9 protein-coding genes are annotated in these 15987 nt (G+C 41.2%); 4 read left to right on the top strand and 5 right to left on the bottom strand.

Annotation, left to right across the window (positions count from 1 at the left end; all coding sequences use genetic code 11):
* Positions 1 to 13: 13 nt before the first annotated feature.
* From FNT16_RS18010 to FNT16_RS18020, 3 genes are read right to left on the bottom strand one after another with little or no spacing between them, the layout of a single operon-like run.
* Positions 14 to 3259 carry a DUF1553 domain-containing protein gene (locus FNT16_RS18010; RefSeq protein ID WP_185976792.1) on the bottom strand — a complete coding sequence of 1082 codons (3246 nt, stop codon included), beginning with the start codon at positions 3257 to 3259 and terminating at the stop codon, positions 14 to 16.
* A 1-nt stretch (position 3260) separates the two neighbouring features.
* Positions 3261 to 4424: an NHL repeat-containing protein gene (locus FNT16_RS18015; RefSeq protein WP_143873157.1), complete on the bottom strand. Its 1164-nt coding sequence runs from the start codon at positions 4422 to 4424 to the stop codon at positions 3261 to 3263.
* Positions 4421 to 5866 (bottom strand): c-type cytochrome domain-containing protein, encoded by a 1446-nt coding sequence (locus FNT16_RS18020; RefSeq protein ID WP_143873159.1) that lies wholly within the window; start codon positions 5864 to 5866, stop codon positions 4421 to 4423. The genes FNT16_RS18015 and FNT16_RS18020 overlap by 4 nt, the downstream gene beginning before the upstream one ends.
* Before the next feature lie 541 nt (positions 5867 to 6407).
* Between FNT16_RS18020 and FNT16_RS18025 the strand changes: the two genes are divergently transcribed.
* The 4 genes from FNT16_RS18025 (at position 6408) to FNT16_RS18040 (ending at position 13166) form a co-directional block, all read left to right on the top strand.
* The gene (locus tag FNT16_RS18025) at positions 6408 to 7010 is read left to right on the top strand and encodes a hypothetical protein (protein WP_143873161.1); all 603 of its coding nucleotides are present in this window, start codon (positions 6408 to 6410) and stop codon (positions 7008 to 7010) included.
* 103 nt (positions 7011 to 7113) lie between these two features.
* Positions 7114 to 7980 carry an AraC family transcriptional regulator gene (locus FNT16_RS18030; protein ID WP_143873163.1) on the top strand — a complete coding sequence of 289 codons (867 nt, stop codon included), beginning with the start codon at positions 7114 to 7116 and terminating at the stop codon, positions 7978 to 7980.
* A 441-nt stretch (positions 7981 to 8421) separates the two neighbouring features.
* Positions 8422 to 11631, top strand: a complete 3210-nt coding sequence (locus tag FNT16_RS18035; protein ID WP_246072572.1) for a chondroitinase-B domain-containing protein — start codon at positions 8422 to 8424, stop codon at positions 11629 to 11631.
* A gap of 89 nt (positions 11632 to 11720) precedes the next feature.
* Positions 11721 to 13166: a VCBS domain-containing protein gene (locus FNT16_RS18040; protein ID WP_143873165.1), complete on the top strand. Its 1446-nt coding sequence runs from the start codon at positions 11721 to 11723 to the stop codon at positions 13164 to 13166.
* 144 nt (positions 13167 to 13310) lie between these two features.
* On the opposite strand, the gene FNT16_RS18045 is transcribed toward FNT16_RS18040, so the two are convergent.
* Positions 13311 to 15212 (bottom strand): sulfatase-like hydrolase/transferase, encoded by a 1902-nt coding sequence (locus FNT16_RS18045; protein WP_246072573.1) that lies wholly within the window; start codon positions 15210 to 15212, stop codon positions 13311 to 13313.
* A gap of 225 nt (positions 15213 to 15437) precedes the next feature.
* A complete protein-coding gene (locus FNT16_RS18050; RefSeq protein ID WP_185976814.1) occupies positions 15438 to 15932 on the bottom strand; it encodes a type II toxin-antitoxin system HigB family toxin in 495 nt (164 codons plus the stop codon).
* Between the last annotated feature and the right edge of the window lie 55 nt (positions 15933 to 15987).

Genomic DNA, 15987 nt, shown 5'->3' on the forward strand with positions numbered 1-15987 from the left:
GGTTGCACTGCTTTTAGCGCTTTATAACGGCAGCATCATGGCTGACCAACATATTGCTAACTGAACTTAATGCGGCCAATTGAATCGCATCTAATTTTGTATCCGCTGCACTTTCGCCGATTGCTAATAACGAATGTGCTTTTTCCGGATGCGTGCTAAAACTTTGGTAGACATCCTGATACATCTCTAACAGCACTTTTTGTTGTGCTGCGCTGGGCATGCGACTGGTCAGCATTTTAAATAGTTGAGTGAGCTGATTTGCTGGACGCTTTTCGTGCAGCATCACCTTTTCGGCAAGCACTCGGCTGGCTTCAACGATTTGCGGATCGTTTAACAAAGTTAAAGCTTGCAAAGGTGTATTGGTTTGCTGGCGCTGGCCAATACTGTGTCCGCGCATTGGCGCATCAAAGTTGGTCATATTCGGCGGCGGTGCGCTGCGTTTGTATATGGTATATAGGCTGCGTCGATATAACTCATCGCCACTGCCCTGCTGGTAATCCATATTATTCATTTTCCAAATACCATCCGGTTGATATGGATGGACACTTTTACCGCCAATTTTATCCACCAATAAACCACTGACTGCCAGTATGTTGTCTCGTAGCATTTCAGCCGTTAATCGCTGCGCAGACATTCGGGCAAATAAAGTATTCTCCGGATCTTTTTGCAGCAATTTTTCACTGGTTTTTGAAGATTGTTGATAGGTTGCAGACGTCACCATTAATTTGACCAGATGTTTAAGATCCCAGCCTGATTCAATAAACTCAACCGCTAACCAATCTAACAACGCCGGATGTGTTGGTCTTTTGCCCTGATTCCCAAAATCTTCAGGTGTACGTACAATGCCGTTACCGTAAAACATCTGCCAATAACGATTAACCAACACTCTTGAAACCAACGGATTATTTTTATCGGTTAGCCACTTAGCTAACCCCAAACGATTTTTCGGCCAGCTCGGATCAAAAGGCAATATTGTTTCAGGCACACCCGGCTCAACGGGCTCACCGTGATTAGCATATCCCCCCCGCAGCAAAATATAGGCTTGTCGTGGTGTTTTCATTTCTTGCATAACCATCACTTCCTGCACTTGCTCTTGCGTTTCATTTAAACGCAAACGCGTTGCTGTTAACTGTGCTTTTTGCTGTTTAAAATCATCGTTATGACGCAGGTTGTAATGTGCCAGTAAAACTGCTTCGGGCAGCTGTTTTAGCTTGTTTAATGGTTTATCTGTGGTTATTGCCATTAACTCTAATGGGCTGAGTTGGTCCTGATAAACTTTTAAATTATCCACCATTGCACCGGCCACTCCGCGGCTTCGCCAGCGTGCGCCCACTTTAAATGCAATCTCTTTTAATACATTGGCTTTGCTGTGTTTAATTTCTTTGTACAGATTATCGCGCTCAACCTGCATCTCAACAGGTTTACCATTGATGTAAAATTGCACGCCCGCCGCTTTTGACGAGCCATCATAAGAAAACGCAATATTTAGCCATTGTTCTCTCGCAACCGGTTTGCGTGATTTAAGTGAAATCGCATTGTAGGGGTAAGTATGCGCCAGACGCACATGCCAGTGGTTGTTCTCTATGCCAACATCAAACCCTTTGTAGTTATATAAAATGCCTGCTTTGTTGTAATGAAATAACACACCTTCTTGCAAATCGTCCGGCAACCAAGCTTGGATACTGACCGCAAAACTTTGACCGCGTTTAAAGTCATTTAAGTGTGGAAAATACAGCGCATCATCACCATTGAGTTTAATCGCTTCGCGGCCTGTGCTCTGCTCGCTGAAATATTGCATTTTGGGGCCATCTTTTTTGTTGATATTGGCACCAAAAATAACTTTACCTAACTGCGCATCTGAGCCTGCGGTTGCCCGTTTATTGTGTATTTTGCGGTTATTGTCTTGTTTAGAAAAAGGATAATCTGCCAACAGCAGCGACTGGCCGCTAAAATCAACCTGTTGCGTCTCTAAATTTTTATACCATTTTTGATAACCGGACGATTTCGCCGAGATTTGCTCAATTTTTTTAAGTGCTTGCAGTTGCTCAGCCTCTTGTCTTCTTAAATCATTTAACAACTGCTTTTGGTTTTCATCTGGTAGTAACATAGTTGGCACGGGCATATCATTCGCATCGTAAGATATCTGCCCGGACTCATCTATATTGTTGAAAAAGGCGGTGGTTTGATAATATTCTTTGGCTGATATCGGATCATATTTATGATCATGACATTGTGCACAATGCATGGTTAAACCTAACAAACCGGTTCCTAACGTTTGTACTCTGTCTTTTACATACTCAACTCTGAATTCTTCATTGACGATACCACCTTCACCGTTTTGTGCATGTACCCGGTTAAAGGCCGTTGCTAACCTTTGTTCAACACTGGGTTCAGGATATAAATCGCCGGCAATTTGCCAACTAATAAACTGATCAAATGGCATATTACGGTTAAAACTTTTGATAACCCAATCACGATAAGGCGACATGTCACGATAATAATCTGTGCTGTACCCATGGGTATCGGCGTATCGCGCAACATCTAACCATTCTTGTGCCATACGTTCACCAAAAGCCGGACTCGCCAATAAACGATCGACTACTTTTTGATAGGCGTTTTTATCCTTATCCTGAACAAAATTTTCGACTTCTTGTGGTGTTGGCGGCAAGCCCGTTAAATCAAAGGTGATACGCCTTATTAAACTCACTTTGTCAGCCACTTCGTTGGGCGCAAACTGATTATCTTCGATACGCTTTAAAATAAACTGATCTATCGGATTTTTAACCCACTGTGTTTGTTTTACATTTGGTAACGGCTGCTTTTCAGGCTGAATATACGCCCAGTGTTGTTTGTATTCTGCACCTTGCTCGATCCACTTTTTGATAATCGCTTTATCTCGTGCCGACAATTTAAGGTTGGAGCTTGGCGGTGGCATGATAAAGTTTTCATCATCTGACATTATGCGCAAAAATGCTTCAGATTGTGTTGGTTCGCCCGGTGTAATTGCGGCCATTTTAAGATCGGTCATATGCTGGGTAGCATGTTCAAAGGTATCTAAACTTAAACCGGCTTTCGCGTTAGGTTTGTCAGGCCCATGACATAAAAAACAGGTATCAGATAATATAGGCTTTACATCAAAGTTAAAGTCGACAACATCCGGTATCGGTTGCTCAAACGCTTGTTGCTTTGATTCCGGTTCACTAAAACAGCCGCTCAAGGCAAGCAGCATTGCACAAGGTAAAAATAACTTAGCTCGCATATTAAACCCGTTCTAACTTGATTGGATAAGCTTGATTGGCGTTCCATTGGCCAACATACAAATTTTCATTCTCATCCACACACACAGCATGACAATGGTTAAATACGTCAAAGGTGCTTTGCATAGGCTGAAGAATGCCATTTTTATAAACGGGCTCAGTGCCTCCCGGATTCGATACCACCCGATTGTTTTTATCTAATATGGTGATAAACCCTGAATTTTGCGTGCGTTTGCCATCCACTTGCGACCAACAGACGGGCGCGTAAAAGTGCTCGCCTTTGTAAACCGGGCCGCCGACATAAGCGCCGGGTAAATTTAGGTTAGAGCGAAACTTTCCGTCCATCGAAAAAGATTTTAACTGTCTGTGTTCGCGTGAACTGACCAGTAAATGCGGGTCGTTCGGATTACGTAAATCAACGCCAATACCATGTGTATTAACTAAATTCATATTGGCATCTGTATTATTGCGCCCGCCCCAATGACGTATATAACGACCGTGCGTATCGTACTGAATCACATAGTCTGAACCATAACCGTCAGTGACATATAAATCCCCATTAGGTGCAATTGCGATATCTGTTGGATTAAATGGCATACCCGGTTTATATATACCGATGTGCATTGGATGGCCTAGGGTGTAAATTAATTTACCGTCAATGGTTAATTTAGACACAAAACCGGTTTGTTTAACCCACTTGCCTTTCCATTGATTACTGGTGCGGTGACGGTTGAGTATCCAGCCGCCGTCAACGATATAAATGACGTCTTCGCCATTTTCGTTAACCACTTTGACCGAATGCGCGCCCGGGTGTTGTGTTCCCCAAGCATCTAGCAGCTTGCCGTCTTTGTTATAAACAATAAAATTATTAACATCACTGTCGGTGCACATAATAATGCGCCCTTTAGAGTCCACCGCTAATCCATGGGTATTTTCAACCGGATGTGTATGTGGGTTTAGATCGCCCCAGTGATAATTTACTTTGTATTTAAAATCACCATGACCAATTATTTGACCATGCGCACTGCGCAGTGCCGACTCCGGCGGATGTTTTTTATCAGGCTCGTGCGCAGAGACCTTAAGCGCCGCACCTGAAATAAAGGCACTGGCGCCCAGCACGGATGCACCTTTGATAAAATCACGTTTGCTGGTTTGAATGTCCGTCATAATGATTCTCTTTCTTTAAAAGGTAAATTAAAAGGTAAATTAGCAGGTGAATTAGCAGGTGAATTAGAGGGCAAGGCTGCAATCACATTGATATGTTGTTTGGCTTGTGTTTCTAGCCAATTTTGCAACGCAGTTGCGCTAACGTTAGATTCGGCTAAATAAAGCTGTTTTAAAGATTTAAACTGGCTGAGTATCGCCAGTGCGCCGTCGTCGACCTGAGTTTGATACAAATTTAAATAGCTTAGATGCGGTAATTGGCTTAACCCTGTCAGTGCGTTGCTGCTGATCGGGTTCTTCTCTAAACGTAATTTTATTAGGTTCGTCAGTTGACTGAGCTGTGCGACTTGCACATCGCTTACTTGGCTGTTTGCCAGATTTAACCAAACAACATAATCTTTAGCTTTTAACAACGCCTGCATCGCTTGCTTACTCAATGCCCGACGCGCAACTGAATAATCTAAATCGATATACTGCACATCGTGTGAAATCTGCTTGACGATAAATCCGGCCTGTGTCAATTCAGTCGCAATAGCTTGCGGCAGTGGCGAAATATCATCCAGTGGCCATGCGTCTTTACCCTTTTGCAAACCCAGTGTTCTTGCTAGAACCTGTTTATCTTTATCTGCTAAGTTAAACTCAGATAGCAGCCCACTGGCCGGTGCTCCTTGCTTAATCCACCACGCTATTGATGCGATTTGCGTATCGCTTAACGGCGGTTTCCCCCCTGCCGGCATAAACTTTTTATCATGGCTGTCTAAACTGATTCGCACGAACAATTCACTGGCCTGCGCGTCACCAGGCACAATCGTGTTACCTGATTGCCCACCTTTTAATACTAAATCATAGTGACTTAAATCCAGCTTACCTTTGCTTTTATCCGAGTTATGGCAAGCAACGCAACGCTTTTGCAAAATGGGTTGCACAACATCTAAATACACATCTGCATCTTCCAGTTTACTGACCGCCGCGCGGGGTTTTGCATGCGGTTCAAGGCCCGCTAAGCTGCGTATCGGATTCGGTGCATAATCAAACAAATAAGTGGAACCGTGAGTCATATTTGCGCCGTAATGACCTGTTGAAAATAAAAGAAATAATTGACAGGTGCATAACGCAGTTACCAATGTCGCAGGTAAATTTTTCTGCGAAAAATTTGAGAAAAGTATCCAACAGATCAAAGCACAAGCAATGACTGCAAATGCGAACATTTTGTGGATCCACACTGCCTCATCACTATACCCACCACTCAGCGACAACATATACCCCAACACTGCCGCAGCAGCAGCTGATAACAGCCCCCATAACCAAATAGTATTTAATGTATTGCTTCGCTGCTTTTTGAAAAATAAGCAATTAAGTTCTAAAACGGCTGCCATCAGTAAGATACCAATCGGCAAATGCAAAACCAGAACATGGAAGCGACCGAAAAATTGAATTAGGTCCATAACCCCTCAAAAACGTTGAATTAGCACAACATGCAAATTATTAGTTGAACAAAATGTTAATGCGAGGGCATAAGATTAACAATTGAGTAATTTGATTTTAATTTGGAAAAATTTGATATTTAGACTTAAAGACAGCTGAAAATAAACTTTATTTGAGAACATAACTTTTTATATATAATTTATCGCACAAGATCGTTATTATTTAGCTGAAGCACATTTATCCGACATACGGCTCTTTAAACGACAATATTTAAATGCCATTAATTAAAGAGAAAAACGAAGTCTGGTGTCGTTTTATAACAGCTTAAATAAATCGCTTCGCTAAACTTCGAAAAGCGTTTGCACACTCAAATCTTACACAGAAAAGAAACCTTACATATAAAAACAACCTTGCATATAAAAACCATTTAATTTAGATTATATGTTATTTTGTTATCATTCATTTGTTACCTGTTGTTTGTTATCTATTTACTATTTTAAAAATTCGATATCAACAACCGAATATCAACAATACATTTTTATTTAACCAAAAGAGGTGGCCATGCCTAACTTAAAGTTTGATTTACCCGTATTTGTTTTCATCAGTAGTTTTCTTTTAGGCTGTGGCGCTACATCGCAAACTGCAACCCCGTCTGCTCCAGTAAAAAACAAAACAGTTAAAACACAAAATACAGCGCAAAATTTACTGGCCTACGCCAATGTTGGATTTGAAAAACCGCTGGATGGCCAATTTCCAAAAGCACGCACTGATGCAGGGCAAATTAACAAAGCAGAATTTGGCTTAATGCAAGAAGCTGCTAAATCAGGTAAATTCGGCTTAGGGGTCGTTTTAGAAAAAGGTGACTTTAAAGTCCAATACGGTATTTGGCGACTCAAAAATAAAATTGATGCGAGTAAAAAATACCGATTTGAGTTCGACGTATTTTTGTTATCGGGTCACGCGCAGTTTTTTTCGCAAGTTGATAACTCTCCTTGGCAACGCTCACCTATTCAGCCATTAGCGCAATGGCAAGTGGTTGGTACAACAATCGATGGTCAGTTTTTAACAAAGGGCAAACCGTTAAATATGCACATAGACAATATAAAAGGTAAAGAGCCCGGTGTATTGCTGGTTGATAATGTGCGCTTATATGAAATCAACTAACATTTTAAGCTTTAACTGACAGCACTGACCTTGCAGGTTTGACAATTTATATATACAAACCCTATTATCAATCTGAAATATATCGTTTGTAAGGTTTGTTGCATTGATTAAGCCCGAAAAATTTGAAACCGGATCAGGTGGTTTTGTTTGGCAAAATATTTCATCTGATTCGATATTTTCAGACTTAAGAATGCATTTGTATTATGCCTATTATATGCAAACCGATAGTAGCTGGGCTGGCAGCCAATTTGTTAACCATTACAACCGCATCTATTACGTCGAATCAGGCGAAGCTGAATTATATTTTAATAAACAAAGTATAAAAATGCGGCCTGGGCATTTGTATTTAATCCCGCCCTACACTTTAAACTCCCACACTTGTAGCGGTAAACTTAATTTTTACTGGGCACATTTTCATGCACTGGTCAGCGGCGATTTAGATTTATTTTCATTGTTTGCAGAGCCGAAAGAAATTAAAGCAAACGATCCGGCAGCGGTACAAAGTCAGTTTGATAACTTAGTCGAATCGGTTGCTCGGCACCCGGATAAACCCAGTGAAATTTTCAACCGAAATAGCCTGTTAAACCAATTATTACTCCCTTTTATAAACGATATGGGAGAACGTTTATCACAAGCTGATTATGTCGGCTACACGCAATTTTTACCCGTGTTACAGCACATTCAGAACAATCTGGCATCCTCGCTCAAAGTTGGCGAATTGGCTGAACTCGCCAATATGAGTTTAGAGCATTTTTCCAGACGGTTTAAATACGAATTTAATATCTCGCCTAAACGCTACATTTTACAAAAACGCATGGGGCTTGCGAAACAACTCTTATTGTTAAGTGGGTTATCAATCAGTCAGATTGCTACAAGTTGTGGTTTTCCGGATGTATATCACTTCTCTAAAACTTTTAGCCATGAAATGGGACGATCACCAAAAAGTTATCGTTTAAACTACAAAAAGTAATAAAACCTATGTAACCCCTTTGTTAATTTTCTCGCACAGAATATGTCTTACACAACCAGACAGCAACCCTGAAATCCATCTTACAGAAAGATACAAAGCCAATACAAGCCACAAAAAAAATAATTTTAACAAAATAAAAATACAATTTGAGAACCAACGCACGCCCTGTCAAAAAACAAACTACCCCTTTAATTTCAATACGATAAAACAACCAAACGAAACAATATTACAAAAACAAATTAAATGTAATACCAATGTGTCATATTAATTATGTAAAAAACATTGAATATTGTTTAACCTTTGTTATATTTTATCAGCGCTAACAATTTTATATTTTGAAAAAAATCAGATTTAACCAGCACTCCCACGTCGGCCAAAATGACCATTAGCACACAAGTGCACTTAAGGGAGTAAAAAAATGACAAGCATAAGGAGAATCGAGTGAACCGTAAACTAATAAAGAAAAACATGATCACCCTGTCAATGATGATGTCGCTGGCTGCGTGTGTTGAATTCGATATCAATGATGATACAAATGAAGAAAATACCCCCGCAGTTATCACAGGCGAAGATACCAAATCACTTAGTGTAGACGTTTCACAAGATTTAACCGGCTCTCTTTATGTGACGGATGATGACGAGGGTGAGGCTTATTTTAAAGAATTAAACGGCGAAATAACCACCTACGGTCATTTTTCAATCTCAAAACAAGGTTCATGGACTTACACATTAGATACCAGCCATCCAGACGTCAGCACGCTAGATTCAAAAACTGATTCAATCATCGATACGATTACCGTAACGTCTGCTGACGGAAGCAGTCATCAAATCATGATTACCATTGTTGGGGTAGACAAACCAACAAATACCCCAGCTTCAATTTCAGGTTTAGAAAAAACCATCACAAATACACAATCAGACGAAGTTGAAGGTGAAATTTACATTCATGATGCCGACAGCGATGACGAAGAAGCCGCTATCGCTGAAACTGATATCACCACAACCTACGGCACATTCTCTATTAACGTCGAGGGTGAGTGGACATATAAATTAGATACAACTGAAAGCTCTGTTGCGGCTTTGGCATCGGCAAGTGAAACGCTAACCGACAAAATAACAGTCAGCTCAGTAGATGGCACAACGGCTGAATTAGTGATCACCATTACCGGCGTTGATCCGGTCGTAGTTGATACAACACCGGTTTCTGGTGGAGACAGCGTACCTGATGTCAATTGTACTCAAGTGGTCAGTTCAATTTCAGCACTAGAAGATGCGGCGGAAGATTTAGTCGCCGGTGATACTTTATGTTTAGCCGATGGTACTTATACAGGTGATCTTGAATTACGGGTAGAAGGCATAGGTACAAAAGCACAACCGATTACGGTAGCAGCAGAGAATCCGGGTCAGGCAATTATTACCGGCGGCGAAATATCTGCGCGTTTAGGTGGCGAATACATCGTATTACAAGGTTTTGTTTTTCGGGACGGAGAATCAGGCAGCTCCATTATAAAATTTGAAAAAGAAACCGAATGTAGCTACTGCCGCGTAACAGAGGTCTCGATTATTGATATGGATGGCGGCGACTATAGTAGCTCAAAATGGATTGAATTTTATGGCCATCATAATCGTGTTGACCATAGTTGGTTTTCGGGTAAAGAGTCGCGTGGTGCACTCATGGTACTGCCCCGCTGGACCTCAGAAAGTGATTTTAATACAAATGGCTTCCCTGCTGATTACGCGCAAATAGACCACAACTATTTTGGTGATCGTCCACCCGCGTTTGGTCAAGCCTATGCAGGCAGCAGTGATAACGAATACGAAGGCATTCGTTTAGGTTTAAGCACCACACATTCAGCCCCTTCTTATTCTATTGTAGAAAACAATTACTTTGAGCGCATTCAGGGTGAAGCTGAAATCATTTCAAACAAATCGGCCAATAATATTATTCGTAACAACACGGTACGCGATAGTAACGGTTCAATCGTAACCCGCCACGGTGCAGAAGCCACCATCAGTAACAATTTTATTTTTGGTGATGACAACCCGTTCGCTGGTGGTATTCGATTAGTTGATGACGGCCATATCGTAACCAACAACTATATAGAAGGTGCGCGCTATTTAAGTTCAAACTGGAACGGAGGCATCGTTTTAACCACAGGCGATGGAGCAGGTGACACAGATAATGGTTACCAAAATGTCGAGAATGTATTTATTGCCCACAACACCATAGTAGACAGTGTAAACAGTTTGAATGTCTACGGTGGTAAAAATGACGAAGCCCCTGAAAATATTTATTTTGTAAATAATATTATTGCAGATGCAATTGGCCCAGTGATTCGAACGAATGGCGAAGATATGCCCGCCAACTCTACTTATGATGGCAACTATGTGTTTGGCCAATCTTTAACCGACCAAGACACCTTAACTGCCATTTCGGGTTTTGTTGAAGTCGATGCTGAGTTAGAAAAAAGCACAGATGGTTTATATCGCCCCACTACAAATAGCCCAAGTTTAACGGCCGCAATTATAAATACCGGTGATTTTACGATGCCAACATCCGATATGGACGGACAACCCCGTTCAGCCGCGGTTGCACTTCGCGCCGGTGCGGATGAAATTTCTTCTGATGCGATTTTGCTGGCTCCCAAAAGCCCAGCGGATGTAGGCCCAAAAAACTATCGCCCAACCCCAGGCAAGATTTATGTCGAAAACGTCAATATTGTAAATCACGATTTTGACACGGGTGATTTTACCGGTTGGACAAACAATGGTGCGACCATTACCACAGCAAGCGACGAAGTTTTTTCTCGCGGCAAAAGCTTAAAACTAGATAGCAGCGCAGCCAACGTGACCCAAACAGTAAACTTGCACGCCAATACAAATTATACCTTGTCTGCATTTATGAAAGGTGCAGCAAAACTCGCCATTACGGTAGATGGGCAAACGTATGCAGCAGAAAGAAGTTCAACGTCTTATGGTTTTGAAGCGGTAAGCTTTAATTCAGGTAATGCAACTTCGGCCGTGATTACCGCCATGGTTGATGATTTTGTCACCAATAAAGCGCCGATTATCAACCCGAATTTCGATGAAGACCAAGACGACTGGATTGTCGTAGAAGGTAGAGGTTTAGGTCAGGTTCAAGATTCAAGCAACTCAGCAGGCGGCGCAGATGGCTCTATTAAGTTTAAATGGAACGCCGGTGAAGATACCGGAACGCCGCATAATCCGTATATCGCCCAAACCATCGCAGTAGAGTCAAACACTGATTATAGTCTGTCAATTTACAACCTTTACAAAGAAGATGACAACGATTCTTCGATCGTCTTTGGGGCTTCTACCGATGCGGATATCAGCAACACAACCGCTTGGCTTGCCAATAAAGAATCTGTTTATTCTGCGCTAAAAAGTGCCGGAACAGATAAAGGTGATGATAGTTTTTATCAAGATACCCTTAACTTTAATAGTGGTGCAAATACCGCATTAACGGTATTTGCACAATTTAAATCGACCAACGGAACTGAGATCCGTGTTGACCAATTTGAACTCAGTTATCTCGGCGCGCCGGCGGAAGGTACAGAAGCATTTTTCGATAACATTAGATTAGTTTCGCATCCTTTGTCTCCGGCGGAGTCGGAAGCGGCACAAGATTAATTAAAAAACGATTCATTTTTAAATGATTAATAAACCCTGACACAACACTAACAAATATTCCGTAGCGGAAAAAAGTAGAGGAACAAACGATGGAAATGAAAAAAAACCTAATCACACTGGCTATGATTGTTTCACTTTCAGCCTGTAGTTTGGATATTGGCGGCGACGATGATGATAATGACAATGGCGACGACAATCAAAATCCACCAGTTAATACCCCGGCTGTTATTTCTGGTCAGTTATCCGGCTCAATTGCAGTCGATGCAAGTGCGGATTTAACGGGTGCTTTAACCGTAACAGATGTTGACGCAGATGAAGACAAAGCGACGGCTCAATCTGCAACGGCAACCAGCTACGGTACATTTAGTTTAGCTGAAGATGGTAGCTGGAGTTATACACTAGATACCAGCAATACGGCAGTTGCGGCACTTTCCAGCGCAAGTGAAACGTTAACAGATAGCATTACTGTTACATCTGTTGATGGTACCGCAGCCACCATTAAAGTGACTATTTCTGGTGTTGATACCACGCCAGTCAATACCGCCGCAACATTTGCCGGCGATTTAGCCGCAACAATTGTCAATGACACAAGTGCAGATATTACCGGTACGGTAGCAGTAACGGATCCTGATTCTGGCGAAGCGACCATTGTAAGCCAGGTCAGTCAAGGCACAACTTATGGTACATTTTCAATAGATGATAATGGTGCTTGGGTTTATACCTTAACCACCAGCCATACTGATGTTGCAGCTTTAGCATCACAATCTGATACTTTAACAGACAGCATCACAATTGAATCTGCAGATGGCACAAGCACTGCAATGGTAGTCACCATTACCGGCCCAACGGTTACTTCAACAACCAGCAAAGTCGCCAAAATAACCGACACGGAAGACGGTGATACCGGTGAGCTACGTCTTAAATTAGCAGATGTTGACATCGACCCAATTGTGGCTGGTAAATTAACCCTTTCGTTTAGAAAAGAAGCCGGTGCACAAAATAACAACCCGAATGACAACGACACTGATTTTAAAGACGCATATATTGGTTTGTACGGCAGCTCTGTCAGCACGGGTAAAGATTTAATTGAACTGCGCATGAATGAAGGTACTTACGAAATCCGTAATCAGGATGACATTGATGTTGCGGCCACATTCACCGGTGACGAATGGGTTGATGTTGAATTCACCTGGGATGCAACCAATGCCAGTGATACAGTGCAGCCAATGATTACCGCTAAAATTAACGGTGTTGCTGTGACCCCAGCTGCATTTGCTGCTGCGTCGACTGATCTTTCGTTAACGAAAGATGGTTTGCAATATTTAAGCTTCAAACTGGCAGATAACGATGCCACAGTACCAACAGCGTTTTATATTGATGATGTTAAATTATATTCTGATATCGCAGGAACAACCCTAGTGCTTGACGAAGATTTTGAAAAATACACAACAGATAAAACGTTAGAATCAACTAACGACGAATCGCCTTATCACTCAAATACCAATGAAGTGATGGTCGTTGAAATCACTAAATAATTTAGTAGTCCCCTGAATAAAACTGGTTAACCCAAAAGCGCCTTATTGGCGCTTTTTTTTTGGCGCTTTTTTTGATTATTGAATTTAATCTCGCCTTTTATTGCTTCAAACTAGTACTTCAAATTAGTACTTCAAACGAGTACGTCAAAAAGGTATTAGGTGTTGTGGGATATTTAGTTTTTTGTCATCTGCCCCTTTTGCAAAATTGGATACCACGTAGTGGTTTTCTTGTGACCAGTCTGCTTCAATCCGTCCATCACCTAAAACAATATTGCCTAATTTTTGCCTGAACCATTTAGCAAGTGGCTTATATTCAGGATCGTAGGCAAGGTTATTACGCTCTAAAGGATCTTTTGCTAAATCATATAACGCCATGTCTACCTCTGCGTCGTCAGCTTCTAATCCCCATTTAATATTTTTACCAATATCGCTATCTGGCACAGCTTGGTAGTAAGGCCGGGTACGCATTGAAAAGCGGAATCGTTTAGAATGCAAATACGCACGCGGACCACTCACGACACTGGTTTCGCCCAGAATGTATTCTCGTTTTAAGGCGTTTTTGTTGGCAACCTCGATTAAGTTTTGTCCGTCCAAATAATTATATTCAGCTTGTTTAATATTAATTCCAGCCAGTGACATCATAGTGGGTGCAAAGTCTACAAATTCCACCAAATCCCGATTCACTGTGCCTTGAGGCAATAATGATTTATCTGACGCAGCCATAATCACGGCGTTGGCGACAGATTGCTGCCATGGTCCTGTTTTACCGGCGATCCCATTTTCCCCCAAATGCCAGCCATGATCCCCTATCGTATAAATAATAACCCACTCTTGATTATGTTTACGACTATAGTCTTTAAACGCCTTAACCGCTTCACCAATGAGCTCATCACCATGTGCAGCAAAAGCGTAATAGTCTTGAATGGCTTGTTGTTTTTCTTCATCCGTGATGCCATCTATCTTCATAGCACGATAAATTTTTTGTAACTGAAGTGGTAGCTTGTTAAATTCAGCTTCATCAAATTCTGGCAACTTATACTTTTTATTACTAAAACGTGCTCTGATTGATTTTGGCGGTAAAACTGGGGTGTGAGGTAAATGCAATCCAAGGTTTAAAAACAAAGGTTTTGATGAATCAACGCCCTTTCGCGGGTGGCCTGCTAATGTGTTGTATTGCTGATTTTCATTTTGTAAAAAGTGTCTTAATTCACGTACAATTTTTGCATCAATTGTATCGTTTTTCGGGTTCGGATTAACGCCACCAATAATGGTTTTATTGCTGCCTCGGGTGTAAGCTCGCAATATATCGAACTCTTCATCTGTTTGTTTTATATGCGCTAAATCATCTGCGGTTAAATCCGTATTATTGCGGCGGACATGATATTGCCGTATTGAACCATCCGCATATTGCACGACTTCCGTTAAGCCAGTGATGGCTAGTTTGCCGTCTATTTTGTCGTAGCCCGCTTTTACATATATATCGCCAAGTTCATATTTTTGAATGTCGTGTTTAAAATGCACTCGGGTATCAAACAATTCATCAATATTATAAAAGCCCTGACCCGGCCCCCATCTAAATACATAATGATCATCTTTACCAAAGACCGCAGCGCCATAACCGGCTGATTTAAGGTGTTGTGATACAAGTGGTTTAACAAAATCGGGCCCCTGGTGCGACATTTCGAATGCTAATCGGCTTTGCCGAAATGGATAACGACCTGAATGCATCGAAGCTCGAGACGGGGCACAAACAGGTGAGTTAGAAAAGGCATTAGTAAACAACACACCTTCGGCTGCCAAGCGATCTGTATTGGGTGATTCTACATAACCTAACGGGCTGTCATCTTGATTATATACCGCGCGGTTATAAGCTCGGATAGAATCGGGGCGGTGATCGTCCGTGATGATCCACAAAATATTGGGTGGCTGTTTGTTTTTATTGGCCTGAATCTCTTTGCTTGGCTCATCGATAATATTTTGACTACAAGCCGTCAGCGCGAGCAAACCGATAACAAACAGCATTTTTTGTTTAAGGCATTTTGCCATTTTAATACTCCAACCTTTTTACTTTTAATAAAATGCAATTAATAAAGCACTGTTAATAAAGCGCTATTAGTAAAACATATGGAGTATTTGTTATGAGCGGCGCGATCTGACACATTTTTTTATGAGCAATAGAAGAATCATAAAGCCATAAGTTAAATAAAACCGTTCTAATTTCCATGTATGGTAGGTTGGCATGAGCCTAGACGAATCCCAACATTTGGCATATTAAATAAAAGTTTGTGGAGGAAGGTTAAAGCGCTCTGATAGTTTACGAATATGATTTAGGTTCAATGGGCGCTTTCCATTTAATATCATTGAAACAAGACTTTTTTTACCAATTTCATTTTCAAAATCGGTAGTATTAAGTTTGTACTGATCCATTAAAACAGATAACGCCGCAACGCCTGAATTCAGTTGTTTCAATTCGTCATTAAACGCTTGAAACTCGTCGGCTGTATTTTCATATTTTTCAATGCTCATGGATAGCATATCAATTAGTGGCTCGTGCCGATCATAATCAGGGTGATTAACGACATGTTTGACAAACATCTTACCGGCCCTAAATTCAATAAATACCATTAACCGAATGTTATTGCCTGATATATCGATCACATACCATTTATCTTTATATTTGAAGTTGTCTAAACTACTAAAGTACTGCTTTAACTCTTCTGGCGTTTTGCATTCAACCTTTCTTAAAACATCATAAGCTTGAATGATTGCCTTGGCATACTTAGGGTATTTCTAACCAATGCTTTTCGATATGAACAATATG

This window comes from Catenovulum sediminis (genome assembly GCF_007289895.1).
GTDB classification, from domain to species: domain Bacteria; phylum Pseudomonadota; class Gammaproteobacteria; order Enterobacterales; family Alteromonadaceae; genus Catenovulum; species Catenovulum sediminis.